The 25,838-nt window shown below is 34.2% G+C and carries 28 protein-coding genes; 16 read left to right on the plus strand and 12 right to left on the minus strand.

The features are described from left to right. Positions 1-6 precede the first annotated feature (6 nt). Positions 7-246 carry a DUF3781 domain-containing protein gene (locus QZV68_RS03445; protein ID WP_296878611.1) on the minus strand — a complete coding sequence of 80 codons (240 nt, stop codon included), beginning with the start codon at positions 244-246 and terminating at the stop codon, positions 7-9. A 161-nt stretch (positions 247-407) separates the two neighbouring features. On the opposite strand from QZV68_RS03445, the gene QZV68_RS03450 reads away from it, so the two are divergent. The 3 genes from QZV68_RS03450 to QZV68_RS03460 all read left to right on the plus strand — a co-directional run bounded on the left by QZV68_RS03450 (position 408) and on the right by QZV68_RS03460 (position 3,560). Beyond that, positions 408-1,451 (plus strand): ABC transporter permease, encoded by a 1,044-nt coding sequence (locus QZV68_RS03450; protein ID WP_296878613.1) that lies wholly within the window; start codon positions 408-410, stop codon positions 1,449-1,451. 9 nt (positions 1,452-1,460) lie between these two features. Then, complete coding sequence (locus tag QZV68_RS03455; RefSeq protein WP_296878615.1) at positions 1,461-2,159, plus strand: ABC transporter ATP-binding protein; 699 nt, start codon at positions 1,461-1,463, stop codon at positions 2,157-2,159. A gap of 384 nt (positions 2,160-2,543) precedes the next feature. Beyond that, entirely contained in the window at positions 2,544-3,560 is a 1,017-nt protein-coding gene (locus QZV68_RS03460) for a virulence RhuM family protein (protein ID WP_296878617.1), read from the plus strand. Here the strand turns inward: QZV68_RS03460 and QZV68_RS03465 are convergent. Next, entirely contained in the window at positions 3,557-3,799 is a 243-nt protein-coding gene (locus QZV68_RS03465; RefSeq protein ID WP_067040378.1) for a DUF357 domain-containing protein, read from the minus strand. The genes QZV68_RS03460 and QZV68_RS03465 overlap by 4 nt on opposite strands. After that, positions 3,792-4,361: an archaetidylinositol phosphate synthase gene (pgsA, locus tag QZV68_RS03470; protein ID WP_296878619.1), complete on the minus strand. Its 570-nt coding sequence runs from the start codon at positions 4,359-4,361 to the stop codon at positions 3,792-3,794. The genes QZV68_RS03465 and pgsA overlap by 8 nt, the downstream gene beginning before the upstream one ends. A 47-nt stretch (positions 4,362-4,408) precedes the next feature. On the opposite strand from pgsA, the gene QZV68_RS03475 reads away from it, so the two are divergent. The 5 genes from QZV68_RS03475 to QZV68_RS03495 all read left to right on the plus strand — a co-directional run bounded on the left by QZV68_RS03475 (position 4,409) and on the right by QZV68_RS03495 (position 8,191). Continuing rightward, positions 4,409-4,990, plus strand: a complete 582-nt coding sequence (locus QZV68_RS03475) for an L-threonylcarbamoyladenylate synthase (protein ID WP_296878621.1) — start codon at positions 4,409-4,411, stop codon at positions 4,988-4,990. 161 nt (positions 4,991-5,151) lie between these two features. After that, entirely contained in the window at positions 5,152-5,856 is a 705-nt protein-coding gene (radB, locus tag QZV68_RS03480; RefSeq protein WP_296878623.1) for a DNA repair and recombination protein RadB, read from the plus strand. A 58-nt stretch (positions 5,857-5,914) separates the two neighbouring features. Continuing rightward, positions 5,915-7,090, plus strand: a complete 1,176-nt coding sequence (locus tag QZV68_RS03485; protein ID WP_296878625.1) for a pyridoxal phosphate-dependent aminotransferase — start codon at positions 5,915-5,917, stop codon at positions 7,088-7,090. A 10-nt stretch (positions 7,091-7,100) separates the two neighbouring features. Beyond that, positions 7,101-7,817, plus strand: a complete 717-nt coding sequence (locus tag QZV68_RS03490) for a ferredoxin (protein WP_296878627.1) — start codon at positions 7,101-7,103, stop codon at positions 7,815-7,817. After that, positions 7,814-8,191 (plus strand): putative zinc-binding protein, encoded by a 378-nt coding sequence (locus QZV68_RS03495; protein ID WP_296878629.1) that lies wholly within the window; start codon positions 7,814-7,816, stop codon positions 8,189-8,191. Before QZV68_RS03490 ends, QZV68_RS03495 begins: the two co-directional genes overlap by 4 nt. 21 nt (positions 8,192-8,212) lie before the next feature. On the opposite strand, the gene QZV68_RS03500 is transcribed toward QZV68_RS03495, so the two are convergent. Beyond that, entirely contained in the window at positions 8,213-9,991 is a 1,779-nt protein-coding gene (locus QZV68_RS03500; protein WP_296878632.1) for a ribosome biogenesis/translation initiation ATPase RLI, read from the minus strand. A gap of 123 nt (positions 9,992-10,114) precedes the next feature. Here QZV68_RS03500 and pth2 point away from each other — a divergent pair, with 123 nt between their 5' ends. From pth2 to QZV68_RS03525, 5 genes are all read left to right on the plus strand, one after another. Beyond that, on the plus strand, positions 10,115-10,453 hold the full coding sequence (gene pth2, locus QZV68_RS03505) for an aminoacyl-tRNA hydrolase (RefSeq protein ID WP_296878634.1): 339 nt from the start codon (positions 10,115-10,117) through the stop codon (positions 10,451-10,453). A 50-nt stretch (positions 10,454-10,503) separates the two neighbouring features. Then, positions 10,504-11,166, plus strand: coding sequence for a delta 1-pyrroline-5-carboxylate synthetase (locus QZV68_RS03510; RefSeq protein ID WP_296878636.1), 663 nt, complete (start codon positions 10,504-10,506; stop codon positions 11,164-11,166). Position 11,167: 1 nt separating this feature from the next. Further along, positions 11,168-11,329, plus strand: a complete 162-nt coding sequence (locus QZV68_RS03515) for a zinc finger domain-containing protein (RefSeq protein WP_116670085.1) — start codon at positions 11,168-11,170, stop codon at positions 11,327-11,329. A gap of 23 nt (positions 11,330-11,352) precedes the next feature. Continuing rightward, positions 11,353-11,622, plus strand: coding sequence for an elongation factor 1-beta (locus QZV68_RS03520; RefSeq protein ID WP_292605918.1), 270 nt, complete (start codon positions 11,353-11,355; stop codon positions 11,620-11,622). Positions 11,623-11,902: 280 nt separating this feature from the next. Next, complete coding sequence (locus QZV68_RS03525; RefSeq protein ID WP_296878640.1) at positions 11,903-12,586, plus strand: type II CAAX prenyl endopeptidase Rce1 family protein; 684 nt, start codon at positions 11,903-11,905, stop codon at positions 12,584-12,586. Between the two features lie 614 nt (positions 12,587-13,200). On the opposite strand, the gene QZV68_RS03530 is transcribed toward QZV68_RS03525, so the two are convergent. Then, positions 13,201-13,878: a type II secretion system F family protein gene (locus QZV68_RS03530; RefSeq protein ID WP_296878642.1), complete on the minus strand. Its 678-nt coding sequence runs from the start codon at positions 13,876-13,878 to the stop codon at positions 13,201-13,203. A gap of 244 nt (positions 13,879-14,122) precedes the next feature. After that, positions 14,123-15,568, minus strand: a complete 1,446-nt coding sequence (locus tag QZV68_RS03535; RefSeq protein WP_296878644.1) for a CpaF family protein — start codon at positions 15,566-15,568, stop codon at positions 14,123-14,125. A gap of 133 nt (positions 15,569-15,701) precedes the next feature. Between QZV68_RS03535 and QZV68_RS03540 the strand changes: the two genes are divergently transcribed. After that, a complete protein-coding gene (locus tag QZV68_RS03540) occupies positions 15,702-16,607 on the plus strand; it encodes a 50S ribosomal protein L11 methyltransferase (protein WP_296878646.1) in 906 nt (301 codons plus the stop codon). A gap of 161 nt (positions 16,608-16,768) precedes the next feature. On the opposite strand, the gene QZV68_RS03545 is transcribed toward QZV68_RS03540, so the two are convergent. Beyond that, positions 16,769-17,170, minus strand: a complete 402-nt coding sequence (locus QZV68_RS03545; protein ID WP_296878648.1) for a hypothetical protein — start codon at positions 17,168-17,170, stop codon at positions 16,769-16,771. Between the two features lie 652 nt (positions 17,171-17,822). Between QZV68_RS03545 and QZV68_RS03550 the strand changes: the two genes are divergently transcribed. Further along, the gene (locus QZV68_RS03550; protein ID WP_296878650.1) at positions 17,823-19,007 is read left to right on the plus strand and encodes an MFS transporter; all 1,185 of its coding nucleotides are present in this window, start codon (positions 17,823-17,825) and stop codon (positions 19,005-19,007) included. 64 nt (positions 19,008-19,071) lie between these two features. Here QZV68_RS03550 and QZV68_RS03555 read toward each other — a convergent pair whose 3' ends face one another. Beyond that, positions 19,072-20,799: an MATE family efflux transporter gene (locus QZV68_RS03555; protein WP_296878652.1), complete on the minus strand. Its 1,728-nt coding sequence runs from the start codon at positions 20,797-20,799 to the stop codon at positions 19,072-19,074. An 87-nt stretch (positions 20,800-20,886) separates the two neighbouring features. Further along, on the minus strand, positions 20,887-22,578 hold the full coding sequence (locus tag QZV68_RS03560; RefSeq protein WP_296878653.1) for an ATP-grasp domain-containing protein: 1,692 nt from the start codon (positions 22,576-22,578) through the stop codon (positions 20,887-20,889). 409 nt (positions 22,579-22,987) lie between these two features. Between QZV68_RS03560 and QZV68_RS03565 the strand changes: the two genes are divergently transcribed. Then, the gene (locus QZV68_RS03565; protein WP_296878655.1) at positions 22,988-23,467 is read left to right on the plus strand and encodes a hypothetical protein; all 480 of its coding nucleotides are present in this window, start codon (positions 22,988-22,990) and stop codon (positions 23,465-23,467) included. A 130-nt stretch (positions 23,468-23,597) separates the two neighbouring features. Here the strand turns inward: QZV68_RS03565 and QZV68_RS03570 are convergent, their stop codons facing one another. From QZV68_RS03570 to QZV68_RS03580, 3 genes are all read right to left on the minus strand, one after another. Continuing rightward, positions 23,598-25,121: an MFS transporter gene (locus QZV68_RS03570; RefSeq protein WP_296878657.1), complete on the minus strand. Its 1,524-nt coding sequence runs from the start codon at positions 25,119-25,121 to the stop codon at positions 23,598-23,600. A 139-nt stretch (positions 25,122-25,260) separates the two neighbouring features. Beyond that, positions 25,261-25,392: a peptidoglycan-binding protein gene (locus QZV68_RS03575; RefSeq protein WP_296878659.1), complete on the minus strand. Its 132-nt coding sequence runs from the start codon at positions 25,390-25,392 to the stop codon at positions 25,261-25,263. A 74-nt stretch (positions 25,393-25,466) separates the two neighbouring features. After that, a partial coding sequence (locus QZV68_RS03580; RefSeq protein ID WP_296878661.1) for a hypothetical protein occupies positions 25,467-25,838 on the minus strand: 372 nt, incomplete at its 5' end.

Genomic DNA, 25,838 nt, shown 5'->3' on the forward strand with positions numbered 1-25,838 from the left:
TTTTAATCATACTTTGTGAGCGGTAATTATTGTAAAGCTGCTTGAATTGATGGTGATTGTACAGTCATCAGCATCGACATAATAATTTTTGCCTTCTTTTCTAACGGTGGAATTGTCCTGTTTAAGTTTGGAAATGCAATATTCGACAGGTTCCTCATTGATTTTCAAATTTTTTTGTATTCTGCTAATTCCCATTTCAGTCGTATGGATTTTTTCAATATTTTCCAAAAGTGTTTTCTTGTGCATTTCAATACCTCATTTTTGCATCTTGGTAAATAGTATAATTAGTTATTTATATATTACAACCTAATTAATTATTATGTCATTTTTAAAATTCATTCTTAAAAATCCTAAAATTCATTCTTAAAAATCCGTTCAGGAGAAAGAACAGTGCAATACTGGCCATTGTGGGCATTGCAATAGGTATTATTGTCATTGTTGCTCTTGGTGGAATTACTGAAGGTTTGGTAAATACCTTTGAAGATACTATTCATGCGGGAGGTGCTGATTTTACAGTTTCCGGTAAGGAAACGGGGGATTCCGCTTACGGAACCAATACAATCGATGCGAATTGGACAGAAAAAATAGCTAATGTCAGTGGCGTTGATGAAGCATTTCCAATCTATGTTGTGCTGACATCGGTCGGAGATGATTATATGAATACTCTGATTGGTATTGATCCGAACGGTACTGCTCTTGCAGACATTTCAATGAAAGAAGGCAGAATTTTTGAAGATAATTCTTCTGAAGCCATTTTGGGTGAAATCTATGCTGAAGACAATAACTATTCTGTGGGTGATACTATTGACATCGACAGGGAAGAATTTGAAGTCGTTGGAATCTATGAAACCGGTGACCAGAATATGGCCGGTGGAGTGTTTACATCAATTTCCAAGGTCGGAGATCTGATGGATGATGAGGATTCAATTTCAAACATTTATGTCAAGGTAAATAAGGGGGAGGATCCTCAAACTGTTGCTGATAGGATAGATAAGCAATATGGAGATAACATTACAACTGTCACTTCAGTAATGGAGATGACTCAGATGGCCGACATGCTGAACATGCTTCAGGCATCAACCTGGGCGATTTCACTTCTGGCCATTGTAGTTGGGGGCCTTGGCATTATCAATACGATGTTGATGTCAGTTTTTGAAAGAACCCGTGAAATAGGTGTTTTGAAAGCTGTCGGATGGTCCAATAGAAAGATTCTGACCATGATTGTCGGGGAGTCATTGGTAATCACTATTGTCTCAGCCATTATCGGTTCGCTGATTGGTTTTGCAGCATGTACTCTTTTAGGTCCTCAAATGGGTATTGAACCGTTATTCACTCCTAAAATATTCATCCAGGCATTTGCAATAGCTATTGTTGTTGGAATAATTGGCGGAATATATCCTGCTTTAAAAGCGGTCAGGCTTCCTCCAACAGAGGCATTGAGGTATGAGTGAGGTGAAAAAATGAATGTTGTTGATATGAAAAAAGTATATAAAAGCTATGAGGATGGCAAAATCAAGGCATTAAATGGGATTGACCTCACAATAACTGAAGGGGAATTCGTATCTATCATTGGTCCGTCAGGTTCGGGAAAGTCAACATTGCTGAATATGTTAGGAGCATTGGACATTCCGGATTCCGGCAGCATCACTGTTGCAGGCAGGGATTTATCCTCCAATAAAAAGTTAAATGAATTTCGGGCAAAGGAGATTGGATTCATTTTCCAACTTCATAATTTGATTCCAAATATCTCAGTTGCGGAAAATATTGAAATTCCGATGTATACTCAAAAAATGTCCTCCAAGGAAATGAGAAGCAGGGCATTGAAACTGTTGGATGATGTCGGTCTTGGGGACAAGGCGGACATCAAGCCCAATAAGTTGTCCGGCGGTGAACGTCAAAGGGTGGCAATCGCCCGAGCACTTGCAAATGATCCATCAATAATATTGGCAGATGAACCCACAGGATCACTAGATTCAAAGACAAGTAATAAAATCCTTAAGCAATTAATTGATTTGCATGATACTAAGAATGTAACATTGATAATTGTAACTCATGATATGGATGTGGCCAAACTTGCAGACCGAGTTATCGAAGTTTTGGATGGTGAGATAATATCTGCCGGTGATGACTCATTAATTAACAGTAAAATTGATGTTTAGGTTGATATCTATTCATCATTTATCTTTTTTTAAGTTATTTTTTCTTTAATTTGTATTTATCTTTAATACGATACTGTATTTTTGGTTTTGTGGAGGTTATTCTCTAATTTAATGGTTTAAATGAACAAATTAAATATTTGAAATTTGTTTTTTTTTTATAATTCTATCTTGAAAAAATTCATTCGTGATAAAATGTAACTATAATAACATATTTTCAATATGTTATTTTTTTAGAAATTGTTCTTGCATTGTAATATTGTTTTATTTTATTAATATTGTTTTTACTCAATAATATTGCTTTTATTTCTAACAAAAACCTTATTAAACTCTTTATTTAAAATATTATTGAATTTTATTTTTTTAAATAAAAAATGAGGTTTTATTATGCAAGAAGAATATAAATTTCAGAAAACTTTGTTGTATGTGGGTGATGAAGGAGAAGTTTCATTGGATGTGATTGTTGACCAAGAGGGGGAAACATTTTGGGCAACTCAAAAAACAATGGCTGAATTGTTCAATGTAAAAAAGAATACAATAAATTACCATCTTAAAAATATTTTTGATGATGGTGAGTTAAACCACAATTCAGTTGTTCAAAAAATTCGAACAACTGCTTCTGATGGGAAATCATATAAGAATAATTTCTATAATCTTGATGTTATTATATCTGTAGGTTACAGAGTAAACTCTAAAAATGCAACAAGATTCAGAATATGGGCTACACAGCAATTAAAAGAACTAATCATTAAAGGATTTGTTTTAGATGATGAACTGTTGAAAAATGGTTCAAGATTTGGCATTGACTATTTCAACCAGCTGCTTGAAAGGGTAAGGGACATTAGGTCATCTGAAAGAAGATTCAATCAAAAAATCACAGACATCTATGCTACGAGCTTTGATTACAAAAAAGATGCTCAGGTAACTCGTGACTTCTTTGCAACGGTTCAAAACAAATTGATATATGCAGTTAGCGGTCACACTGCAGCTGAAATAATTGCAGATAGAAGTGATAGCGAAAAAATCAACATGGGATTGACAAATTGGAGCAATCCAAATGGCAAAATCATTTTGAGTGATGTTGTTATATCTAAAAATTATCTGAACGAAAGAGAATTAAAACGCTTGAATTCTTTGGTTGACGGATTTTTAACTCTTGCAGAGTCCAGAGCATTAAATGAGATTCCAATGGCTATGAAAGATTGGAAAAAAGTATTGGATGGCTATATTGATTTAAATCTTTTGCCTATTTTGGAAGGTAAAGGTAAAATTTCATCAAATGATGCTCAAAAAATTGCAAAGGAAGAATACGACAAATTCAAAGTGATTCAAGATAGAAATTATCAATCAGATTTTGATAAGTTAATAATAGATATAAAAAGAATTGAAGGTTTTGATGTTTAGATGATTCCATGAATCATCCTTAAAGCATCCAGTAATCCGTGGCTGTATTCGATGCAACCGAATGCAGTCCTCATGTCTCCTTTTTCAAGATAATATTTTGAATCGTTCCAGTAGTCAATGGCTCTGTCATAGACTTCTTTTTCTTTTCCTTCAAAGGTAATGTCTGCTACCTGATTCAAGTTTCTCTCTAATTTTGCAATATCCTTTGCTATCTTTTCGGGACTTTCCAGTTCAGTCATTCAATTGCCTCCAAACATGCACGATTCTTTGTCCGACGGTGAAGTAGGATAATATTACAAGTATGTAAATGGTGTAGGTAAAGTAAATGTCTCCTGCAAAAAATCCGATTAATGACCCAATCATTAAAATGATCATACGGACTGCCCTTTCTGCAATTCCAATATTGCATTCAACTCCCTGTGATTCTGCTCTTGCCCTAACATAGCTTACACAAATCGCTGAATGGATTGCCAAAACGCCAACAAACCAGTCACAGTATCCTCCAAATATTATTCCAATGTATATGATTGCATCTGCGAACCTGTCCATTGTAGAGTCCAGAAATGCACCAAATTTGGATGACCTGTTATGGTATCGTGCAACAGCTCCATCAATAACATCCAAAAGTCCTGAAAGTAATATGGCTACTGTTCCTAGGATTAATATATGATGTGCATATCCATAAGCTGCAACAACTGCAACAAATGGAGATATTACTGTTACAATATTTGGGTTTATGTTTAAGTTTCTAGCAATGGGGTTCAATATTTTTGTTAAAAAGGGTCTTAGACTTTGAAGCATAATTTATATATAAATATTTCATCTAATATAATTGTTAGGTAATTAAAATGAAGGTATTAAAAACCAGTATTGATGCGGCGGATGAAAAGATTATTGATGAAGCTATTCAGGTTTTATCAGATGGTGGTGTGATATTATATCCAACCGATACGGTTTATGGGTTGGGGGCCAATATTTTCAATAATGATGCTGTTAGAAGAGTTTTTGAAATTAAGCAAAGAAGTTTTTTAAAGCCGCTTTCTGTATTGGTTAGTGATGTCAGGGCCATGGATCTTGTTGCAATAATTCCAAATAGGCAAAAAGAAATCATCAGGGAGTATCTTCCAGGACCGTATACATTTATTTTAAAAAAAGAAAATATTGTTCCAAGAGTGATAACAAGCGGCTCTTCATATGTTGGCGTAAGGGTTCCGGACAATGAAATTTCTCGAAGGCTGGCCAGCCTGTTTCCAATAACAACTACAAGTGCAAATATTTCCGATGATGAGATTTTATCAAATCCTCGAGAAATCCTGGAGCAGCTGGGATGTGATGTTGATTTGGTCATTGACGTCGGTGATTTAAAATCAAATCACGCATCAGCTATTGTTGATTTGTCCCAGCCCAATCCAAAAATTGTCAGAAGGTAGAAATATTAATCCGTCCGGTATTCAACAATTAAAAAGCTATCATCCTCACAATAAGTGGGAATTAATATTATAATTTTCTGTTTATTCGTAATTCAGTTCGATTTAATCTATTTCAATCGTTGATTCAAAGATTAATATATCATGAAAATCAATATTGTATCATGAAAGTATTGGCTAATTTTGAAGATAATCACAAAGTCCTATCCGATTCGGCACTGGATGACCTTTTGGGCGGAGGTTTTGAAAAAGGTACAATAACTCAGATATTTGGTCCGCCAAGTTCGGGTAAAAGCAATATAACATTGTCACTGGCAGTCAATGTTGCAAAAAATAACAGAAAGGTTATTTATATTGATACTGAAGGTGGAATTTCCATAGACAGAATCAAACAAATTTCAGGTTATGAATTTTCAAATGTGGCCAATAATATAATTGTTTTTGAACCAACCAGTTTTTTAGAGCAGAATGAAAATCTAAGGTCAATCGATGTCTGGCTTAGAAAGAATCATGAGGACGTTGATTTGCTGGTTTTGGATTCGGCTGTTGCACTGTACAGGGTTGATGATATGAAATCCTCCAAGTTAAATAAGGAGTTGGGTAAACAGATGGGGGTCCTGTCTAAAATTGCAAGGAAATATGATATTGCAGTTGTCCTGACCAATCAGATTTACAGTGCAATTGACGGAGATGGGAATAATGATGTCAAGGCAGTTGGAGGAACCATTCTGCAGTACTGGAGCAAGGTCATTATTCAACTTGAACGTGGTGAGGAAATAAATCAAAGAATTGCCACTCTGATTCGCCACAGAAGTATTCCTGAAGGCAAAAAGGTTACTTTTTCAATTACTTCTGAAGGAATTATTTAGGTACGTTTATTAATTATTAAAAAGATATATAAACTTTGGAATTGTTTGAGCTGATAATATGAGGGAAAAGGATTTTGATATTAAAAAACCCAAAAAAAAGTTTCAAAAAACTGAACGGGTACCTCCAAAAGGTTATGACAATGCAAATGACTTTTTTGAGGATATGTACATGGATGAAGACATGATATGGATGGGTCAAAACACCAACCATCTGCACGACGATACAATAGGTAATGCCATGATTGACGCAATTCACCAAAAAACATATTGCAAATATCCTGCCCCTGAAGGATTTTCAGAACTTAAACAATTGATTTTAGATGATTTGGATTTAGAGGGATTTGAAGTTTTACTGACTTCCGGTGCAACCGAATCTTTATATCTGGTCATGCAGGCGTTATTGGAACCGGAAGACAATGTAATCTTATCTGATCCGGGTTACTTTATTATTGGAGACTTTGCAAACAGATTTGCAGGCGAAATAAGGTATGTTCCTATTTATTATGAAGAAAATAACTATAAACTGACTCCTGATTTGTTGAGGAAAAATATGGACGAAAACACCCGTATGGTTATCTTAATCGATCCATTGAATCCGTTAGGTTCTTCATACACTGAAGATGAACTGAAAGAATTCGCTCAAATCGCAAAAGAAAATGACTTATACTTATTACATGATATAACTTACAAAGACTTTGCACGTGAACACTTCCTTGTGGAAAATTACGCTCCAGGTCAGACATTGACAATCTACAGCTTTTCAAAAATATTTGGAATGGCAGGTTTGAGGATTGGAGGGGTTATCTCATCCAAACCGATTATTGATGCAATCAAAAATGCCGTTGTCAATGATTTGGGTGTAAACATAATTTCCCAATACGGTGCAATTGCAGGACTTAAATCAAAACCTGAATGGTATGACAGAATTAGAGAAACCTGTTTTGAAAACCAAAGGCTGATTAATGAAATGATTGAACCGATTGAAGGAGTATTCCTACCTGTTTATCCGTCAGATGCAAATATGATGGTAATCGATTTGTCCGGTGCCGGAATAAATCCTAAAGAGATGTCCAATTATTTAATCCAGAAAAAATTGTTCACAAGGGAAGGAGAATACACTTCTGAAGAGTTTGGTGATAGATACTTGCGTATAAGTTTCTCTATTCCAACAGAAGAGATAAAAGTCTTTTGTGAAGAATTCCCAAAAGCTGTGGAAGCTTTAAGAAAAAAATAAGGTTAATGGTATGAGATTGAGATATCATCAACCTATTCCTAATTTTTACAATCAAGAAAACCCTCACCATCCAAACAATGCTATTTCTGATGAGTCATTGAAGGAATTTGAAGATATTGCGCTGGCTTCAAGATTTGTCGGCTTGAGCTTTTCCAAGCTAAGCGAAGAGTTTAAACGAGAATGGGATATCGATTGGGACAACATCATCATCCTGAAATATCGGATGTCTGATGATATCCTTAAAATGGAACCTTCAGATGAAAAATGCAAACTGATGGATGAGGAATTTCAGGAATTCGGAGCCAAAACCTTTGCTCTTGCAGATATCCTGAGAGAATGCGGATTTAAAGCGGACCTGATTAATCCGTTGGATGATCGTGTTAGCTTAAGAGCAATTGCAATGCAGTCAAATGATGCAATCATTACTCGAAGCAACATGTGCATGTTTAGGGAAGGGCTGAACCTTGGCTTTTTCATGATTCAAACTTCAATCGAAAATCTACCGTTCAAAACGGAAAACGAACTGAAATGGGTAGAGGACTATTGCTCAACATGCGGGGTCTGCATTGACAGATGTCCGGAAAAGGCTTTTGACGAAAATGGAAAATTTTTAAGAAAATTATGCACAGCACACCGTGAAGGATGCAGCCGTTGCATTAATTTCTGTCCATTTTATAAAAGAGGTTATGAAAAGGTTAAAAAAAGATATGGGAGAATGAAAAAATGAGTGACAAAATAGCTTTAGTTTCATGCAGTGGATTAAGTCCGCTCGGATTAGTTGTAAGGGCAGCCAGTGTTGAGCTTGCCTTGGAAAATGAAAACATTGTAGCAGCATGTATTACTGAATATTCAGCACAGCCGAATAACTGTTCACCAATTCTTGATGATGCAAAAATTGTTACAATAACCGGCTGCAGCGATGACTGTGCATCAGTAATCCTAAAAGAAAAGGAAATTGATTCAGTTAAAAACATTGCTGCCGATGCTGTAGTCAAAACTTATGATTTGAATCCGTTGGATGCAGTCAGATTGGACGATGACGGTGAAAAAGCAGTTGACGTGTTAAAAAAATATATTTTAAATGAATTGGAAAATATTTAAAAAAATAATATGTGAGAATATTTAATCTGATAAGTAATAATATTCTCCTTTTTCTTTTTGTTCACGGTCTTTGTAACTGTCGAGCTTGTTAACCCTTGGTCTTTTGGTTTCCTTATCCCTTCTGAAGGTGATATTCAGATTTCCTAAAAACTCGTTCATTGCATTTCTTAAATCTGTTGGTTTTGATGCATGACCGTTTAAACCTGGAGTTCCGTTAAATACCATCGCCCTGTCTGAGATATAATCGATGAATACTATATCGTGGTCAACAATAAGTGATGCGGCATTTCTGCTTTCAACCATCTTACGAATAACTCTTGCAGCGATTAACCTTTGTTCAACATCCAGAAATGCTGTAGGTTCGTCGAAAAGATATATTTCAGCATCTTTTGAAATTGTTGCAGCTATGGCCAATCTTTGAAGTTCCCCACCACTCAAACCTTTGACCGGCTTGTCAAGCATGTCGTTCAGTGTTAACGGATTCATGATTTCGCTTTCAAATATTTTGCTTCCGAAGCTGGGTGCATGCATATATAAAAAGTCGCTGACAGTTCCTTCAAAGTCTGAAACGATATATTGTGGTTTGTAGGCTATTGTGACTTCCTCATCAACTTCTCCTGTTGTAGGATCTTCAACTCCTGCAAGCATTTTTGCAAATGTGGTCTTACCTATACCGTTTGAACCGAATGCAGTCACGATTTCGTCGTAGTATATCTCACCTGCATCTGCAGTCAACTTGAATCCGTCGTAGTCCTTGCTTAAATCAGTATAGCTTGCAAGTGCATCACCTTCATCCTCAGGAGTCGGAGGTCTGATGGTAAATTCGATTGGATTTCTTCTGATTCTCACATTTTCTTCTGCTAAAAATCCGTTGATATATGCATTTATACCTAAACGAACACCTTTTCTTCCGGATACGACACCGTATCCTCCAGGCTGTCCGTATAATATATGGACATTGTCGGACAGAGCGTCTAAAGTAGCAAGGTCGTGTTCGATTACAAGAACGCTTTTTCCTTCATCTGCAAGGGACCTGATTACTTTTACTGCATTCAGCCTTTGAGAAACATCCAGCCAGGATGTAGGTTCGTCAAAGTAATAGAAGTCTCCCTCCCTCAGGACTGTTGCAGCTATTGCAACTCTTTGTAGTTCTCCACCACTCAGATTTTCCATTTTTCTATCTAAAACGTTTTCAAGCTGCAGTTCTTTTGTAACGTAATCAAGTTTGTCTCTTTCATTGACGTTTGTAAGCAGGTCTTTCACTTTGCCTTTAACGACTTTTGGAAGCTGGTCAACCATCTGCGGTTTCAGGATGGTTTTTATGTTTCCTTCAGACAAGTCCTGGAAATACTTTTGAAGTGAGGAGCCTTTGTAAAATTCAATGACATTTTCCCAGTTTTCAGGAGGATTTTCAAAATCTCCGAAGTTTGGTATCAGATTTCCGGATAATATATTCATGATTGTGGATTTACCAATACCGTTAGGTCCTAAAAGCCCTAAAACTGTTCCTTCTTCAAGGTTTGGAAGCCCAAATAGTTCAAATTGATTTTGTCCAAATCTGTGAATTGGATTGTCTGCCGCTTCGGGTAAGTTAATGATTGTAATAGCGTCAAATGGGCAACGATTTGTACAGATACCGCACCCTTCACATAATTCTTCAGATATCAACGGTTTTTTTGTATCCTCATCAACTACTATGGTGTCCTCATCCATTCTAACGCCGGGACAGTAGTGAATACAGACATAATCACATTTTTTAGGCTGACATCTGTCCTTATCTAAAATTGAAATACGAGTCATTATAATCTCCTTAAAAATATAATCATATATAATTTTATCAATTCTATTTAATTAAATTATTGTAAAATATTTGCCTTTCAAAAAACTTTTTAATAATTTAGTTAAATATTTATTAATGATAATATGAAACAGGCAATGATTGTAAGAACAGATTTGAAAATGGGCAAGGGAAAGATTGCCGCCCAATGCTGTCATGGAGCTATTGGCGCATACAAGAAATCTCCTCAGGATAAGATTAGAAAATGGGAAAATGAAGCTTATGCCAAAGTTGTTTTGAAAGTCAAAACCAAAGAGGAACTGCTGGAGCTTAAGAGATTGGCCGATCAAAAAGGAATTTCAAATTATCTTGTAGTTGATGCAGGACGCACTCAGATACCTACATCAAGCGTCACAGTTTTGGCGCTAGGTCCTGATGAGGATAAAATAATTGATGAAGTGACTGGGGATTTGAAACTTTTGTGACTTGCTGTCAATTTAATGGAAGCTAATTTTAATTAAATGTGGTATGAATTATGAGCATAAAACAGGTTGTAAAAATCGGGGGAAGTCTGTTTCCCAATCATGCGATTGAACTGGCAAAGCAATTGAAGGATTCTGATTCAGTTATCATTTTAGGTGGTGGTGAATTTGCAAATCTTATTCGCAAATACAATGATGAACAGGATTTTTCTGAAGATGTTAATCACTGGACAGCTATAGACTGTATGGATATAATAGCAAAACTTGTAGATGATAAAATTGATTCCACAAAGCTTGCTTATTCTATTGATGAGGTAAATGAAATATCTGATGGGGGTTTCACTCCAATTTTTGTCGTTTCAGAATTTTTAAAAACAGAAGATCCTTTTGAATGCTCATGGGATGTGACTTCAGATTCAATTGCAGCTTATGTTTCACACCTTCTGAATGCAAACCTTTTAATAGTAACAGATGTAAATGGTATATATACCCAAGAACCGAAAGAGCCAGGTTCAACATTCATAAGTAAAATCGATGCAACAACTTTACTAACTTTTCAGGAGTCGTCGATTGATGTAATGTTACCGTCTCTTTTATTAGAGTTTGGGACTAATTGTTATGTTGTAAACGGAAAATGCCCCGAAAGGGTTTTATCTCTTATAGATGATAATGTAAATGATTATAATTTCGATTACACACAAATAATAGGTGAATAAAATGAAAACTGTAGAATGTATTTCATGCAAACAAGAAATTCCATTAACAGGACCATTCGTGGAATTTGAATGTCCTATCTGTGGAGCAAAAATAGCAAGATGTGAAAAATGCCGTACCTTTGGTCATGCTTACAAATGTGAATGCGGATTCGAAGGACCATAAGTTTTAAAAATGGAGGAATTAGAATGGGTGAAGTATTAACAACTATGAAAATCATGCCAGACAGTCCTGAAGTAGATTTAGAAGCTATCAAATCTACTATCGAAAGTTCAATGCCTGAAGGCGCTAAAATCCATGAGATTACTGAAGAACCTATTGCATTCGGTTTAGTAGCTATCATCTTAAACTTCATTACCGAAGACGGTGAAGGCGGATCTGAACCTGTTGAAGAAATGGTTTCAGGAATTGAAGGCGTTGCCAGTATTGAAATTACTGGCGTTGGAAGATTAATGTAAAATTGATTTTCTGTAGTGGGAAAGATTAATTGATTATTTCCCATAATTTCTTATTTTAGATTTTATAAAAAATGTATTTTTGACTTATTAAAATTAATAACTCTCATTACTCTATTTTTTTTGGATTTACTGTAAAATTGCTGTAAATTTTCACGATTTATAAAAAATCAGGTAAACACAATTTGTGTCAAATCCTCTTTTTTTTTAACATTCCAATAGATTTATAATTTTTGCATACCATATATTTTAGTGTAAAACAGATTATTTCTAGGGGTGTTTTATGTTAAATTTAGATAATGATAGAGATTTCCCATATTATAATGAAATTCCAAGGATGTCCAAAATTGGATGGCTGGTATTGTTAATTTGCATTCCGGTATCATATTTTGCTAGTGGGTTTATTTCTGGGCTTTCAAATGATGTAATAGGCAGTATATTTTTCCTTTTGATACTATTGGTCCCATTGTTATATTTCTCAAATTGGGATTATTCATTGTTTTTTCAAAAACCGACACGAAATGAGTTTATTCTTGCAGTTTCTATGGCTTTGGCATATTTTGCTTATTCTACTGTGTTTACTATTCTTTTAAATGCTAATGGTATTCCTGATGTAACAAAGGCTGATGCGAATGTTGTTGCTTTAATATCTTTGGTATTTTCCATGATGGCTGAAGAATTAATCAAGTTCATTCCATTGATGTTCTTATTGAGGGTTTTCTTCAAATATACTTCCAACCGCAGATTATCAATTATGGCATCATCTGTAATTACTTTAATCTTTTTTGGTTTAATCCATTTGGAACCGACAGTAAGTATTATTTCAGTATTGGTGGTTCAGGGAGCAGGTTCAATATTCCATTTATATGTATATTTAAAAACTAAAAACCTGTTTGTTTCCTATTTGTCCCATTTGATGACTGATGCATCAGTTCTTATTTTAATAATGTTCGGATTAATTGGATGAATTTCGGGGATTGCGGTCAATTGCGTTTGCGCATTAAAAAGTTTCATCAGTGAATAGATTTATTGCATCATTCTTTTCTTCAACATCATCAAGGCCTTCAACTATTGGCTTGCAGATGCGGTTGAACTGTAAGCCCAGTCAATTGCATGTTCATCTAGAAAATCATATGATATGCTCTTTTAATATTAATATGTTAATTACTGTGTGTATTATTTTTTTGGGCATATCAAAATATTTATATACTATGTTATACTACTTGTTATATAACACGTGATATATTTTAATGTCTGTATTGATAAATTTTATCAAATTTTTAGGTTCACCTAAAAAATACCGAAACCTTTATATACTATTACTAACTACTTACTATATAGAGATGTAAATTTAGGCACGCCTAATTTTAGTGTCTCAAACATTACTCTCAATTTATATTATCAGTTAGATGATATGCAATCTCCAAAATATATTAAAAATATTAAATTAGTTTCCACAATTTTCTAATTTAATATGATATTGGAAAATTCTTCTGCCAAAAATTTTCCAGTAAAAGTCTTTGGTGTTTAACCTCCTCAACAATTAAACACCAAATTATCTCTTTTTATTTCGATCATTTTTCAGATTTTAGGTTCCATTTTTTTGATGAAAATTCCCATCAGAATTACCACGAGAGGGAAAAATAATGAATAAATCAACAATAGCAGGTTTCCAGAAATAACATCTCCCATTACCGTAGACCCTGCCATAAGCATTATCAGAATAATCACCGGCGCTAAAATAGCCACAAATGTATAGATTAAGATAAATGAATTTAATTTTTGAGAATATTCCTTTAATTTAATCTGAGTTTCGAATGAAAGGTCTTTTGCAATTATGTCCAGGCTATTTGCCAGGTTTCCTCCGACCCGTAAGGTTCCTATTATCTGGTGAATTGTTCTGCTGAGGCCTTCTGAATCCACTCTGTGTGACATCTCCAAAAGTGATTCTTCGGTAGATTTTCCGTATTTGATTTCTTCCAGCACTCTTGTGAATTCCTGTGAAAGCGAACCGTAATTTGAATTTTTTATCGTCTGGAATGTATCATGCAGCCCCTTTCCTGATTTCAATTCAATTCCCATATGTCTTAAGGCATATGGCAGTTCCTGATTCAAATCGGAATAGTTGTGAGTTTCTCTGATTTGGGGATAATAAATGATAAAAGTGTAAACCATCATCAGGACAATCAGGTATATTCCCCCGATTTCCGGGCTGGTGAGGTAGGTTATTAGAATTAAAAATACAACTAACAGCAGCATTATTTTTTTATTTAAAAGGTAGGGAATCGATTTTTTTCTGATGGATTCAAATTTTTCATTGCCTTTTTCTACTCCTTTGCTGTTTTCCTCATCAAATGCGATTCGGGTAAATATTTTGAAATCAATCTCGTTTTTTTCATCCTCCTTTTTAGGTAGGACATCCTTAAGTTCAAAGTTCCTGATTGTTTCAACAAATAATAAAAATATTCCTCCGACTGCGATAAAGAATCTTTTAAAAATAATATCACCTGTTTAAAGCAATTCTGTTGAGGACTTTTTGAGGATTTGAATAGTACATCTCTAAAACTCCGTTGACATCCCTTTCACTGTGCAGGTCATGTTTGATCATATATTTCAATACCATTTCTCTGTTTTCAATTTCTCGGTTGAGTTCATATAATGATTTTCCACTTAAATTTGCAATTTGGGCTAACGTTTTGCTGGTTATGCTCACATTTTCAATTCTGTCGATTTCGGGATTCCATTCAAATATTTTATTTAGCTGAACCACCCCTTCTTCGGAACCGACGATTTCTGCAACTTCACTTATTCTTCTATATGAAACGCCTGATGGCGTATAGATTCTTTTTTGCATTATTATAAAGTCAATGGCCTGAATCATGATTTTGGGTACAGACATTGGTTCAGTGGTTAACCGTGTAATAGTTTCTCTTGCACTGTTTGAGTGCAGTGTTCCAAAACCTGAATGCCCAGTATTCAATGCGGTGAATAATGTAATTGCCTCCTCGGCTCTTACTTCTCCAACGATTATTCTGTCTGGACGTTGCCTTAGGGAATTTTTGACCAGATCATTCATTGTTAATTCCCCTTTATTTTCAACATTTGACGGTCTGGTTTCCATTCTGATTACATGTTCATGGGGGATTTGGAGTTCCAGAGTGTCTTCTATGGTTATTATTCTTTCTTTTGGATTGATGAATGAGGCCAATGCGTTTAATGTAGTTGTTTTTCCGGAACTTGTTCCTCCGGATATTATTGCATTGGCTGACCTGACTCCGAGTCCGTCAAAACACAACCATAAAAATGCGGCCAGTTCCAATGACAGTGTCTTTGAATTTATCAAATCGATAATGGTCAGAGGGTCTTTTTTAAATTTACGGATTGTGAGTGATGGTCCGTCTGCGGATACTGGGGGGATTGTCGCATTGATTCTTGACCCGTCGCTTAATCTTCCGTCAAGAATTGGTGATTCCTTGTCGATTCGTCTGTTGATTTGCCTTGCCATAGAATCTATTAAATCGGTTAGTTCCTGTTCGTTATCATAACTGATGTTTGTTTTCATCATCCCATGTTTTCTGTGATAAACGTAAACAGGTTTATTTGTGCCTATTATCATGATTTCTTCAAGTTCGTCATCCTGAATTAATGAGTCGATTTTGCCGTATCCTATTATATCTCTGAGTAGCTTGTGAGATAAGTTATCTAAATATTCATTTGAGATTCTTTTATTTTGATTTTCGCTGGTGAACTTATTAAATAAAAATGCTTTGATGTCATTTAAAAGTTTGTCTTTGTTTGGCTGAAAATTTTCACCGGAGGATATAGCTAAATCCACTAAATTTTCACGAATTTCGTTTAAAAGAATTTTTTCTTCGGTTGTGTAATTTTGTTTTAAAACGTCATATTGGGGCATAACTGCATTTTTGCTTAAATTTTCTTTTGTTTCCATTTTAAAAACCTGCCGAGTCTTTTTTTATATTCTTAAAATTAGTATTACTAATTAATAAACTTTTATTACTTTGCAAATCATAATTACTGACTTAAAACAATAATTTAAATATAATGCAATTGTGGGTGCAATCATGTTTGATAAAAAAGATTTGGACGAGAAAATTAACACCCTTCATGAATGTGGGGAATGCAGGGATATTCAGATAAAAAAATTTTCACCGATTTGTGACTATGATGACTTTGAAAGCCTCGATGATGATTTTAAAAGATGTTCCTGTGGAAAAAGGCCTATTGACGTTGTGATGGCACATATTTTAAAAATAATGGTGGAAGAGGATATAGTTCCCGAAACGGCTACATTAAGGCGTAACTCTCCAGTGCCGCTATCCAATTTCTATTACAGCAGTTTGAATCCGCAATTTCTCAATAAAAGCAGTTTGATACTGCTGCATCCGGATTTCAATGAGAAAGTAACATCAAGATTAATGAATGAAGTTTCTGAAGTGGCTTGTGTTTTAAAGGGAAGTCCTCAAAATACCGTTGGAATGTTCGATAAGGGTTCACAAATAAATCATTTTGAAATTATGGCAGGCGACGATACCCAGATAAATGTTATGAGGACACTGCTTGATGAAAAGATAATCATTGTTAAGAACCAGTCCATGCATCATATTGAAGTGGCAGTCACCACTGAACAAAAAATGATACAATTGCATAACTATCTCAACAATAACAATATTAAAAAAGGCATAGCTATCGATGCAATGTGTGGTTTGGGAGCATTGGGAATCTATTTGCTAAAATACGGCTTTGAAAAAGTAATGTTCAATGACATCAATCCGGAAATGGTTGATCAGCTGAAAGCCAATTTGGAAATAAATGAAATCACTGATAATTTTGAAATTTTCAACGAATCTTTTGAGGATTTGGAAATGGATAAGGTTGATTTGTGCGTAATCGATGCGTTTCCGGGTGCAGATATTTCAGAAATTACTGAAAAGGCGGAAAAAATAGCAGATAATGTGTTGATTATTTAGCTATTTCAAAAAAATTTTGATAACTGCAGGCATATTCTTTAAAAGAAGTTCATTCAATTATACATAAGAATAAAACAGAAAAATTAGTTAAAAATTGAACAGAATTTAAAATTCACAATCAATCCCAAAAATAAAAAAATGAAAAATTATGAAGTTGAAATTTAAACTACAACTTTTTCGATTAATTTTTCATTTGGAGCATCAACATTTACAAATTGCTTTCCTACTTTATATAGGAAAATTGCAAGACCGTCTTTTTCCATATAGATTCCATCTTTGCCGTTAATTGTTTTATTCTGAGCACCAGGTTCAGAAGATGACATGTTTACATCACCATTTACAGCAAAAGTGGTAACGGTTATGTTATCTTTTCCATTATCCATTACGGCTACTGTTATAATAGCTTCTTTGCCTTGGAATTCACCTGTTTGATTAGTAACAGTTAATTCTTCATTAATTTTATATCCGTCTGGAGCATTAATGTCTGCCATAGCTGAAACAAAAGCTAATGACATAGCAAATGCTACTAAGACTAAACTTATTAATAATATCTTCTTATTCATTTTTTCACCTAATAATTTTTAATTATTATGTAATTAATAGTATACATTCATTAACATAAATACTTTTCATCAATTTAAACAAAATCAGGACAATACGTGTGCGAACTTCCTATTTTGTATTTGATGTAACTTAATATGTTCATGTTTTCTATAGAAAAGTTAGCAATTATTAAACCTGGAATTTTGCCCATTATTGGGAGTGTATGAATAAGTTTGATTTAGATAACAACTGAAAATCAGGACTTTTCAAAAGAGGGCATTAAACTTTAAACATAATGGATTTTTTATGTGGGCGGAGTTATGTGTATTTTAATGGCTAAAAAATAAAAAAGAGAATAAACTCAATGGGGTGTTATTTTTCACTGTGGATTTTACATTGAAATTAATAAATAAGTTTTATGATTTAATTATCAGTTGTTTTAATCTGTTTTCTCTTAAATAGGTAAGTTTATTAATATCAGTTTATAGACTCTAATTAAAGGAATAAATATTTTAAGCAGTAAATCCGTATAAATTGTTTAGAATAAGTGCAGATTCCTATTTTTTTAGGATTAACAAAGTATCATTTCAAGAAACGGATTTGTTTTGGGTTTTTAATATGTTATTGAATGAGGAGACTAAATTAAACAAACATCATTATAGAATTTTTGCCATGAGTTGGGCAGGTTGGGTTTTTGATTTCTATGATCTGGTTTTATTCACTTTTTTAGTATCGCAGCTTCAATCTAACCTACATTTTTCAGCCGAAATGCTTTCCTTGTGTTTGGGCATGTCATTATTTGCTACTGGTTTTGGTGGGATAATTTTTGGAGCACTAAGTGATAAATACGGGCGTAAAAAGGTATTGCAATGGACTATCATTATCTATTCGATAGGAACTCTATTGTGTGCCTTTACATGGGACTTCTATTCTCTTTTAATATTCAGATTCATCACAGGTTTGGGTGTTGGTGGTGAATGGGCTACTGGCCAGACATACATTAATGAAACATTTCCTGACAAATTAAGGGCTAAATTTGGTGCTTTCATGCAATCAGGTGCACCGGTTGGAGTTATTTTAGCTTCAATAGTTGGGGGATTGGTGACTCCTGTCATCGGTTGGAGATTGACTTTTCTCGTTTCTATCATTCCGGCAATTACAATAATTTTCATAAGAAGATATCTTGAAGAATCTGATGTTTGGATTCAGAACAGAGATAAATACGTTAACAGGAGCATTTTGAAGGAATTTCGGGAGTTAATTAGTCATGAATACAGAAAAATATTCCTGATATCATTGGTATTATGTATATTCGGAATGTCTGCATATTGGTACACTTATTCATGGTTGCCGACATATCTTGAACAGGAAAGAGATTTGGCATTGCTTAGTACAACATTTGGAGTTATTTTAATCCAATGTGGTGATTTTACAGGTTATACTACTTTCGGTTTTGTAGCGGAAAAGCTTGGAAGGCGTCCTGCATTTACAATATACAGTTTTATCATGGCATTGGGAATATCAATGATAACAATTTTCTGGAATCAAATTGAACATGTTCATGATTTGCTTTATGTGTTCATGTTCCTAACCGGTTTTGGAACAGGATTCTTTGGAGGATTTGGATCATTGTTCTCGGAAATGTTCCCGACAAAAATCAGAAATACTGCTGTTGGAACGGTTTTCAACCTTGCACGTGGAGCGCAATTCATAACACCGGTAATCATAACAACTGTCGCATCATACTTTGATTTGAGTTATGGTATTGCCATTGCAGCATTATTCGCCATGCTTGTGGGTATTTGGATTTGGGTATTTCCTGAAACCAAAGGAACTGTTCTCAATGATTTGGATTAAAAAAATAATGGTGGATGAGCAATCATCCGCTTTCATTTAATTTTTAAATTTGCTTTAAGTGCAATTACTTTTTAATTGTAATGACAGTATTGTTTAAACCTAATATTTGGGAATACTCGATATTGTCTGAAATGCTAATCAATCTATCAATATGCTCTGAATTTAAATCAGTATCCTCTTTTGGATTATATCCGATTCCGGAATACTTTATGGAAATAATTGTAGCTTTATCATTGTCCCTTACAATCACGTCAATCCAGTCCAATTCATCGTTTATTTCTAGAATATAAATAAGCAGTTCTTTTATTGCTGAACTAACTAATTCGGATGCTTTTTTATCAGGCAAAAATTCCTGAACCTGTCTGGACAGATATATTGCATCGTTTTTGTTAGCATGAATGGTATACTCCAGCATCTTTTCATTTATGTCATTATGTTTTTTTAGGAAGAATCCTGAGTATTCTCCGTTGGTTTTTCTGTTCAGGTACTTGGAGTATAAGTAAATAAAGAGGAGTGTTGCCATTTCCGATGCCACAAATGCAAACCAAATTCCATTTTCCTTCCAGATGATTGAAAACACGGATACAAATGTCACAGGGAATATCAGTCCGTTTAAAAGTGTAACAACGTTTGACAATTTGATGTTCTGTATGGATTGAAGATAGAACATGTACAGGAAGTTTATTGAAAATGCCAACAGACAGAATGAGAATATTCTAACAGCATTCATCACGGAAGGAATCTGTGACGGATCGCTTACAGAGAATACGCATAAAATTGTCTGCGGAAATAGGGTAAACAGTGCTGTGAAAAATATTCCGAAAGCCACTACTATCTTCAGTGATTTTCTTGCAACATACTCCACACCATTGTAATCCTTTTCCTGGTAATAGACAGATACGATAGGTAAAATTGACTGGGCAGTACCGAATATGAATATACTCACTAATAGTAATGTGTTGCAGCACATGTTGAATGCAACCAACCCCACATTCGCCATAACTCCAAGGATTATGGAATTGACAATAACCAGTTTTATTGATTGGTACAGTGCTATTGAAGATGATGAAAACCCTGTTTTGCATATCTTTGCCATCAATTTCACTGATTTGCCAAACTCAATTTTGATTATCTTCAATGTACGTTTAGGGTTGAAAAAATAAGTGGATGTATATATTGCTGCTATGAGATATCCCAATACCATACCCAATCCCGCACCGGCAATTCCCATATTAAAGTATTCTATTAAAATCACATCAAATACAACATTCAAGATGTTTGCTATAAGAAATCCTCTAAATTGTAATTGAACGAAGTTATCTGTTTTTACGAAGTATGCCAAAACGATAAAATAACACATGAATGGTATTGCCAAAAGATAATATTTGAAATATTCATAAACCAACGGTCTTAACTGGCTTGAATTGCATAATATCTCAAGGAAGCTATTCGGAAACAATAATCCCAATATCATAATCATTAGGGATATTACTGTTATGCTGACAAGTGAAAGTGTGAATATGTAATTGGCCGTTTCATCGTTGAAGTTTGCTTTTTCACTGGTGGAAAGTATGGTGCCTCCAAATCCTATAAGCCAATATATCATGTTGACGAATTGGGCTAGGGGTTCAATACTTTGAATGACTGACAGATTCATAGGACCCAACAGTGCGCTGATTATAAATGCATCAGCAAGAATCGCAAAATTACCTGCTATTGCAGCAAGCAATGTTGGAAAGAACAGTTCTTTAAACTTGGAATTTAGCAGGGAGTATCTTCTTTCATATGGCATTTTAGTCACTACGTATTATTATTTTGATAGAATATGATTTTTGGCAAGTTAATTGCAATCCTATATGTTGAGGAGGAATTGGTCATGTTATCTTGAGGCGATTATAACTTCCTGAATATAATGTGGAGGAAGCTCTATCTTATAGTTTAAAACTTTCACCAATGCTTCAATACCTTTTCTACCACTTAACAATTGTTGATAAGTATTTTTTGGAACAAAAATAAGGCCTCCACTTTTAACTTTTAAAAGGGCATCAAAAATAATTTCTACCTTCTCGGCTTCATTTTTATTCAATAAACTCTTATTTAAATTTACAACAACAAAATCAAAATTGCCTTTTATGTCATTGAGTTTATTATATTCAATCTGGAGTATGTCAATATCATCGCCAAATTGGTCGGTTACAAAAAGCCCGGTGCCGTGTCTTTCTATTTTTTTAATCATGGGGATAACATCAGATAGATATTCCTCATCCTCTTTTAATTGGGGATATGTATCGTCCTCACTTAGAATTAATGAAAATACATTATGCTCAAGATCTCTTAAGAAGTTTAAATCATGGTCCACATTAGCTTTATTTTCATTAACTAAAAATACATAGCCTGCAGCAGTATTCAAATCTTCAGTTTTTTTGAAAAGCATGTCATGATAAGTTGAATTAACTAGACTGCTGTTGTGAAATGCTTTTAATTTATTATTAATATTCACTATCGGTGATGAGCGGGCAATTATATTTTTTGGAGTAATGAAGAATTTTAACGTACCGTGGGCATATAAACTATATTTTTTATTCAGTTCACCATAGAACGATTTCGGTTTTAAATATGAATCCAGAATGCTGTCTGTTTCATGCTGACCTGAAATCCTGTCTAAAAATTCGGCGGGCATGCTTCCACCACATGGGCGGCAATTTACCTCAATTAAAACCGGACCGTTTTCATCAATCATATATTCACCATGAACAGGTCCGTATTGAATTTCCAATGCATCAGCAACTTTGTAAGCATATTCCACCATTTCCGCTTCACCAAGGCTCAATTCGTTCACGGTTTCACAGGAATCGTAAACGATAGCTCCTTCGGATGTTCTGACCTTATTGTATTTCCAAACTAGGGTCACCCGATGAATACCTTCATGGGTTACCGTATTGACAATGTATTCGGTACCGTTAATCCTCTCTTGAATTAGAATCTCATGGATTTTATCACCATAATAGTTGACATCATCAAATATATGATTGATTGATTCAATCATTTCGTCCCGATTAAGACAGATACGCACGCTTGCAGAACCAGCACTGTAGGTGGGCTTTAAAACAACTTCCTTTAGGTTTTCACTATCATAAAACTCAACAGCTTCATCTATACTATGAATGACCTTTCCTTTTATGGAACGAAGTCCATTTTGAGCTAATCTGTTGTGCATTTCATTTTTTAAAGTCATTGCATCAAGGTTTTCAATTGAATTGCTTAAAAGACATAATTCATTAGATAATCTTGTAGCCAAAATGACGCCCCGTTCATTTCCTGGAACGATTAAAATAGGATTGAACTTTTTTACTTCCTCAAGGGTTTCCTCGAAGGTGTCCTTTTCATAAATCATGTCAAATTCATATGGGATTAGTTTATATTCTTCTAGGACATGTTCTTCAAATTTTTTTCCACTCTCCGTGTTGGAACTCTTTAAATGTAATACGATGGGAGTATAGCCTCTGTTAATGATGTCTTCTATAAAATTTTTTCCAGTGGATATGCATTCAACAACTATGATGTTTTTCATAATATCACCCTATGCTGTAAAAATAATTATTTAAATTTATAATTGTGGTTATATTTTTTTTTTATCGGTTTATATAAAAATAGTTTTACTTATTGCTGTAATTGGGCTATCAGTTTGTTTGGACTTTTTTTTGATTTGCTTTCGGAGATTTTTGGCTTTAAATTATTGGTCATGTTTTAATTATTGGAGGTGCAGTGCTGATGTGAAAAGCATAATTTTTCTCATTGATTGTTGGTCATGTTAAACAATCGGGGCTTTTAAAACAAAATGATTGATGCTGTAAATGAATAAATAAAAAACTTAAAATATTTATGTAATGGAATATATATTATATCAATAAAATTTTAAATATAGTGATTAAATGAATTATCTTGTTCTTGCATTTCTTTTTATTTTGTCTGGTTTTTTCATGAAGTATTCTGATGACTTATATGATGAGAATCATGATATAGTTTTTTCAACATTTTTCGGCATTTTATGTGCTGTTGCATCTGTTGCAGCTACAGTTTACAATACTGATGCGGCATATATTTTCATTTCTATCCTTATAGGCAATCTAATAGCCTTAAAAGTAGATGGAATCCACCATATAGTTACTTTGATTGTTTTTTTAGCAGTGCTGTTGGCTGTGGGAATTCCTGATTTAAGTTTAGTTATTTTGCTGATTTGTATTTTAACCATTTTAGCTGATGAAGTATGTCATGAAATAATTCCAAAAAGGACTGAAAACAGGTTTTTAAATTTATTTTTTGAATACAGATTTTTGATGAAGATTGTGGTATTATTGCTTGCTGTTTGCGGCGTATTTGATATTTGGACTTTCGTTTGCTTTATCTTATTTGATTTATCCTACGCTGGAGCAGAAATTGTTTTTAAAAGATTCAATTAAAATGTGCCTGTGAAATTTTGGGGATTATTGATTTTTAGGTGTTTTTCAGTCCCATTCATTTGGTATTCTGAAATCAGAATCACTTTTATCAAAGATTTTTTTTTAAAAAAAGTTAATGAGAGATAAACTCTCATTTTTTAATTTTTTTATCATTTAACCTGAATGTCAGGACAAAAACAATACCCATCAGGATAGTCGTTACTAACATTACGAATGCCATTGAGTCCTGAATAACGGTATCTGCAATGTTAATGACAGTACTGTTCTCTGATTTAATATCATCCACATTTCCTACTTTTTGGAAGTAATCAAATATGTCCTGATGTACTTGTTCATTGCCTGAATATTCTGGTGCGTAGGTATCCACTCCATTAGCAATGCCTCCAATTACTCCTAAAATTAGAATTATTCCGATAATTGCAGTACCCATTGATTCGCCTAATGTCTGACCGGTTGTAGTAATGCCTGATGCGTTATTTTGACTTTCATCAGGAATATTGACCAATGCAATATCTGTGCTTAAAGCCATTATGAAACCAATTCCAGATCCCAATACGAACATTCCTGGCATTAAATCCAGCATTGTTGTATCTATTCTAAATTGATAGCTTAAAATCACACATCCGATGATTGCTATCATACTTCCAATTGCCATGAGCGACTTATGATTCAGTTTTTCAGTTAAACTCGGAGCAATCATTGCAAAAATAAGCAAACCTAAAGTCAACGGAAGTGTGGTCAAACCGGTATTAAATGCGTTTAGATTTAATACAGTTTGCATAAACAGGGAAACTACAAATAAACCCCCTCCCATTACAATATAACTCAATAATATAATGGTTGAACCAACACGTAAATTTTTGTCTTTAAATAAGTCCATATCAAGTAATGGTACTTTGCCTTTTCTTTTTCTTTTGATTTCAAACAATGCAAAGACTGCTAATGCAATTACTCCCAAAATAATTACAACTATGCTGGTAGTGGTATCCTCACTCAGCATCAAAATACCTAAAACAAATAAAATAAGACCTATAAATGAAATTATAGTTCCGGTAATGTCCAAATCGCTTTTGGATTCGGTAGGTGCGAAATCAGGTATTTTATTTCGCATTGCTAAAATAATGATAACGATTATTAATTCACTTGCAAATCCATATCTCCAACTGAGAAATGTTGTCATTATTCCTCCGAAAAGCGGGCCGACAGCAGCCGAAAGTGCAGCCATAACGCTCTCAATTGCCAAAGCAAATGTGCGTTTTTCTCCGGAATATGTTCCACTTATTATGGAAACTGTTGCAGGTGTCATTAACGCCCCAGCAAGACCTTCTATCACTGCCCATCCGATAAATAACATTGTATCACTTTGACTTATTGAGGCAGTGAATGTACCGATACCATAAAGTACAGCACCGATTAAAAACAGTCTCTTTTTACCAACTATATCTTGAAGTTTGGTACTTAACAGCATGAATGCGGCAGTTATGAGGGTATAAAATGCCATAATCATTTGGATAGTGCTCACATCAGTATTCAAATCAGCAACAACCTGGGAAATACTGACGTTCATGAATGTAGAATCCAAAGTTATAATAAAGGAAGCACAGGCCACTAATATTAGTGGAATCCAAGAGTGTTCCCTAATAGTTTTATTCATTATTTAATCCTCCTTGTAACTGGTGAATTGTATATTCAAATGTAAGAAATTTTTAGTGAAAAAAAAAATAAAAATGTAAAGTAGATTTTGGAAAAATCTACTTAACTGCTATTTTAACTTTAACAGATTTTGTATTTACCTACTTAATTATTCCGAGTTTTTTGGCAGTTTTGTAGTCAACTTTTCCTGTCACTTTAAGGACCTTGTCGTTTTGGAACTTTTTGACAGCCATGTTAAGGACCTTGTCGTTTTGGAACTTTTTGACAGCCATGACTGTGTAGTCCCAGTAGATGCCGTCAACAATCAGATAACGGCTATTGTATTCAAGATAATAACCGTTGTTTTTTAAAGCCTTTGGATTTTTTTGACGACTGCACTGTTTTTGCTTCCCTTGGAAACTGTCTTGAATGCAGATATGACCTTGATTTTAGAAGTTTTGGTCAGCTTATTGTAGTATCCGTTTCCTTTATATGAAACTGCAACCTTGAAAGTGCCTATTTTATTTAATTTGCTGATTTTAAAGATTGCTTTTCCGTTTGCATTGGTTGTGGCATAATAGTTAACTCCGCCAACCCTTAAACGAACTTGAGTATTCCTGATTGCTTTACCAGCATTGTCTTTTAAAATGACTGCAAACGCCTTGACTTTAACATTTAACTTGTAAGTTCTCTGATGAATAACCATTTTAGGATTTGCCTTTTTAACAGTGACCTTAAC

Source organism: uncultured Methanobrevibacter sp. (assembly GCF_902801725.1).
Lineage (GTDB): Archaea > Methanobacteriota > Methanobacteria > Methanobacteriales > Methanobacteriaceae > Methanocatella.

Excerpts from the sequence above, each read along its gene's own strand:
- QZV68_RS03570 (WP_296878657.1), bottom strand. The coding sequence starts at position 25,121 with ATGAATAAAACTATTAGGGAACACTCTTGGATTCCACTAATATTAGTG.
- QZV68_RS03555 (WP_296878652.1), bottom strand. The coding sequence starts at position 20,799 with ATGCCATATGAAAGAAGATACTCCCTGCTAAATTCCAAGTTTAAAGAA.
- QZV68_RS03445 (WP_296878611.1), bottom strand. The coding sequence starts at position 246 with ATGCACAAGAAAACACTTTTGGAAAATATTGAAAAAATCCATACGACT.
- QZV68_RS03565 (WP_296878655.1), top strand. The coding sequence starts at position 22,988 with ATGAAGTATTCTGATGACTTATATGATGAGAATCATGATATAGTTTTT.
- QZV68_RS03495 (WP_296878629.1), top strand. The coding sequence starts at position 7,814 with ATGAGTGACAAAATAGCTTTAGTTTCATGCAGTGGATTAAGTCCGCTC.
- QZV68_RS03515 (WP_116670085.1), top strand. The coding sequence starts at position 11,168 with ATGAAAACTGTAGAATGTATTTCATGCAAACAAGAAATTCCATTAACA.
- QZV68_RS03485 (WP_296878625.1), top strand. The coding sequence starts at position 5,915 with ATGAGGGAAAAGGATTTTGATATTAAAAAACCCAAAAAAAAGTTTCAA.
- QZV68_RS03525 (WP_296878640.1), top strand. The coding sequence starts at position 11,903 with ATGTTAAATTTAGATAATGATAGAGATTTCCCATATTATAATGAAATT.
- QZV68_RS03520 (WP_292605918.1), top strand. The coding sequence starts at position 11,353 with ATGGGTGAAGTATTAACAACTATGAAAATCATGCCAGACAGTCCTGAA.
- QZV68_RS03530 (WP_296878642.1), bottom strand. The coding sequence starts at position 13,878 with ATGCTGCTGTTAGTTGTATTTTTAATTCTAATAACCTACCTCACCAGC.
- pgsA (WP_296878619.1), bottom strand. The coding sequence starts at position 4,361 with ATGCTTCAAAGTCTAAGACCCTTTTTAACAAAAATATTGAACCCCATT.
- QZV68_RS03460 (WP_296878617.1), top strand. The coding sequence starts at position 2,544 with ATGCAAGAAGAATATAAATTTCAGAAAACTTTGTTGTATGTGGGTGAT.
- radB (WP_296878623.1), top strand. The coding sequence starts at position 5,152 with ATGAAAGTATTGGCTAATTTTGAAGATAATCACAAAGTCCTATCCGAT.
- QZV68_RS03575 (WP_296878659.1), bottom strand. The coding sequence starts at position 25,392 with ATGGCTGTCAAAAAGTTCCAAAACGACAAGGTCCTTAACATGGCTGTC.
- pth2 (WP_296878634.1), top strand. The coding sequence starts at position 10,115 with ATGAAACAGGCAATGATTGTAAGAACAGATTTGAAAATGGGCAAGGGA.
- QZV68_RS03535 (WP_296878644.1), bottom strand. The coding sequence starts at position 15,568 with ATGGAAACAAAAGAAAATTTAAGCAAAAATGCAGTTATGCCCCAATAT.
- QZV68_RS03560 (WP_296878653.1), bottom strand. The coding sequence starts at position 22,578 with ATGAAAAACATCATAGTTGTTGAATGCATATCCACTGGAAAAAATTTT.
- QZV68_RS03465 (WP_067040378.1), bottom strand. The coding sequence starts at position 3,799 with ATGACTGAACTGGAAAGTCCCGAAAAGATAGCAAAGGATATTGCAAAA.
- QZV68_RS03455 (WP_296878615.1), top strand. The coding sequence starts at position 1,461 with ATGAATGTTGTTGATATGAAAAAAGTATATAAAAGCTATGAGGATGGC.
- QZV68_RS03500 (WP_296878632.1), bottom strand. The coding sequence starts at position 9,991 with ATGACTCGTATTTCAATTTTAGATAAGGACAGATGTCAGCCTAAAAAA.
- QZV68_RS03545 (WP_296878648.1), bottom strand. The coding sequence starts at position 17,170 with ATGAATAAGAAGATATTATTAATAAGTTTAGTCTTAGTAGCATTTGCT.
- QZV68_RS03510 (WP_296878636.1), top strand. The coding sequence starts at position 10,504 with ATGAGCATAAAACAGGTTGTAAAAATCGGGGGAAGTCTGTTTCCCAAT.
- QZV68_RS03490 (WP_296878627.1), top strand. The coding sequence starts at position 7,101 with ATGAGATTGAGATATCATCAACCTATTCCTAATTTTTACAATCAAGAA.
- QZV68_RS03475 (WP_296878621.1), top strand. The coding sequence starts at position 4,409 with ATGAAGGTATTAAAAACCAGTATTGATGCGGCGGATGAAAAGATTATT.
- QZV68_RS03540 (WP_296878646.1), top strand. The coding sequence starts at position 15,702 with ATGTTTGATAAAAAAGATTTGGACGAGAAAATTAACACCCTTCATGAA.
- QZV68_RS03550 (WP_296878650.1), top strand. The coding sequence starts at position 17,823 with ATGAGTTGGGCAGGTTGGGTTTTTGATTTCTATGATCTGGTTTTATTC.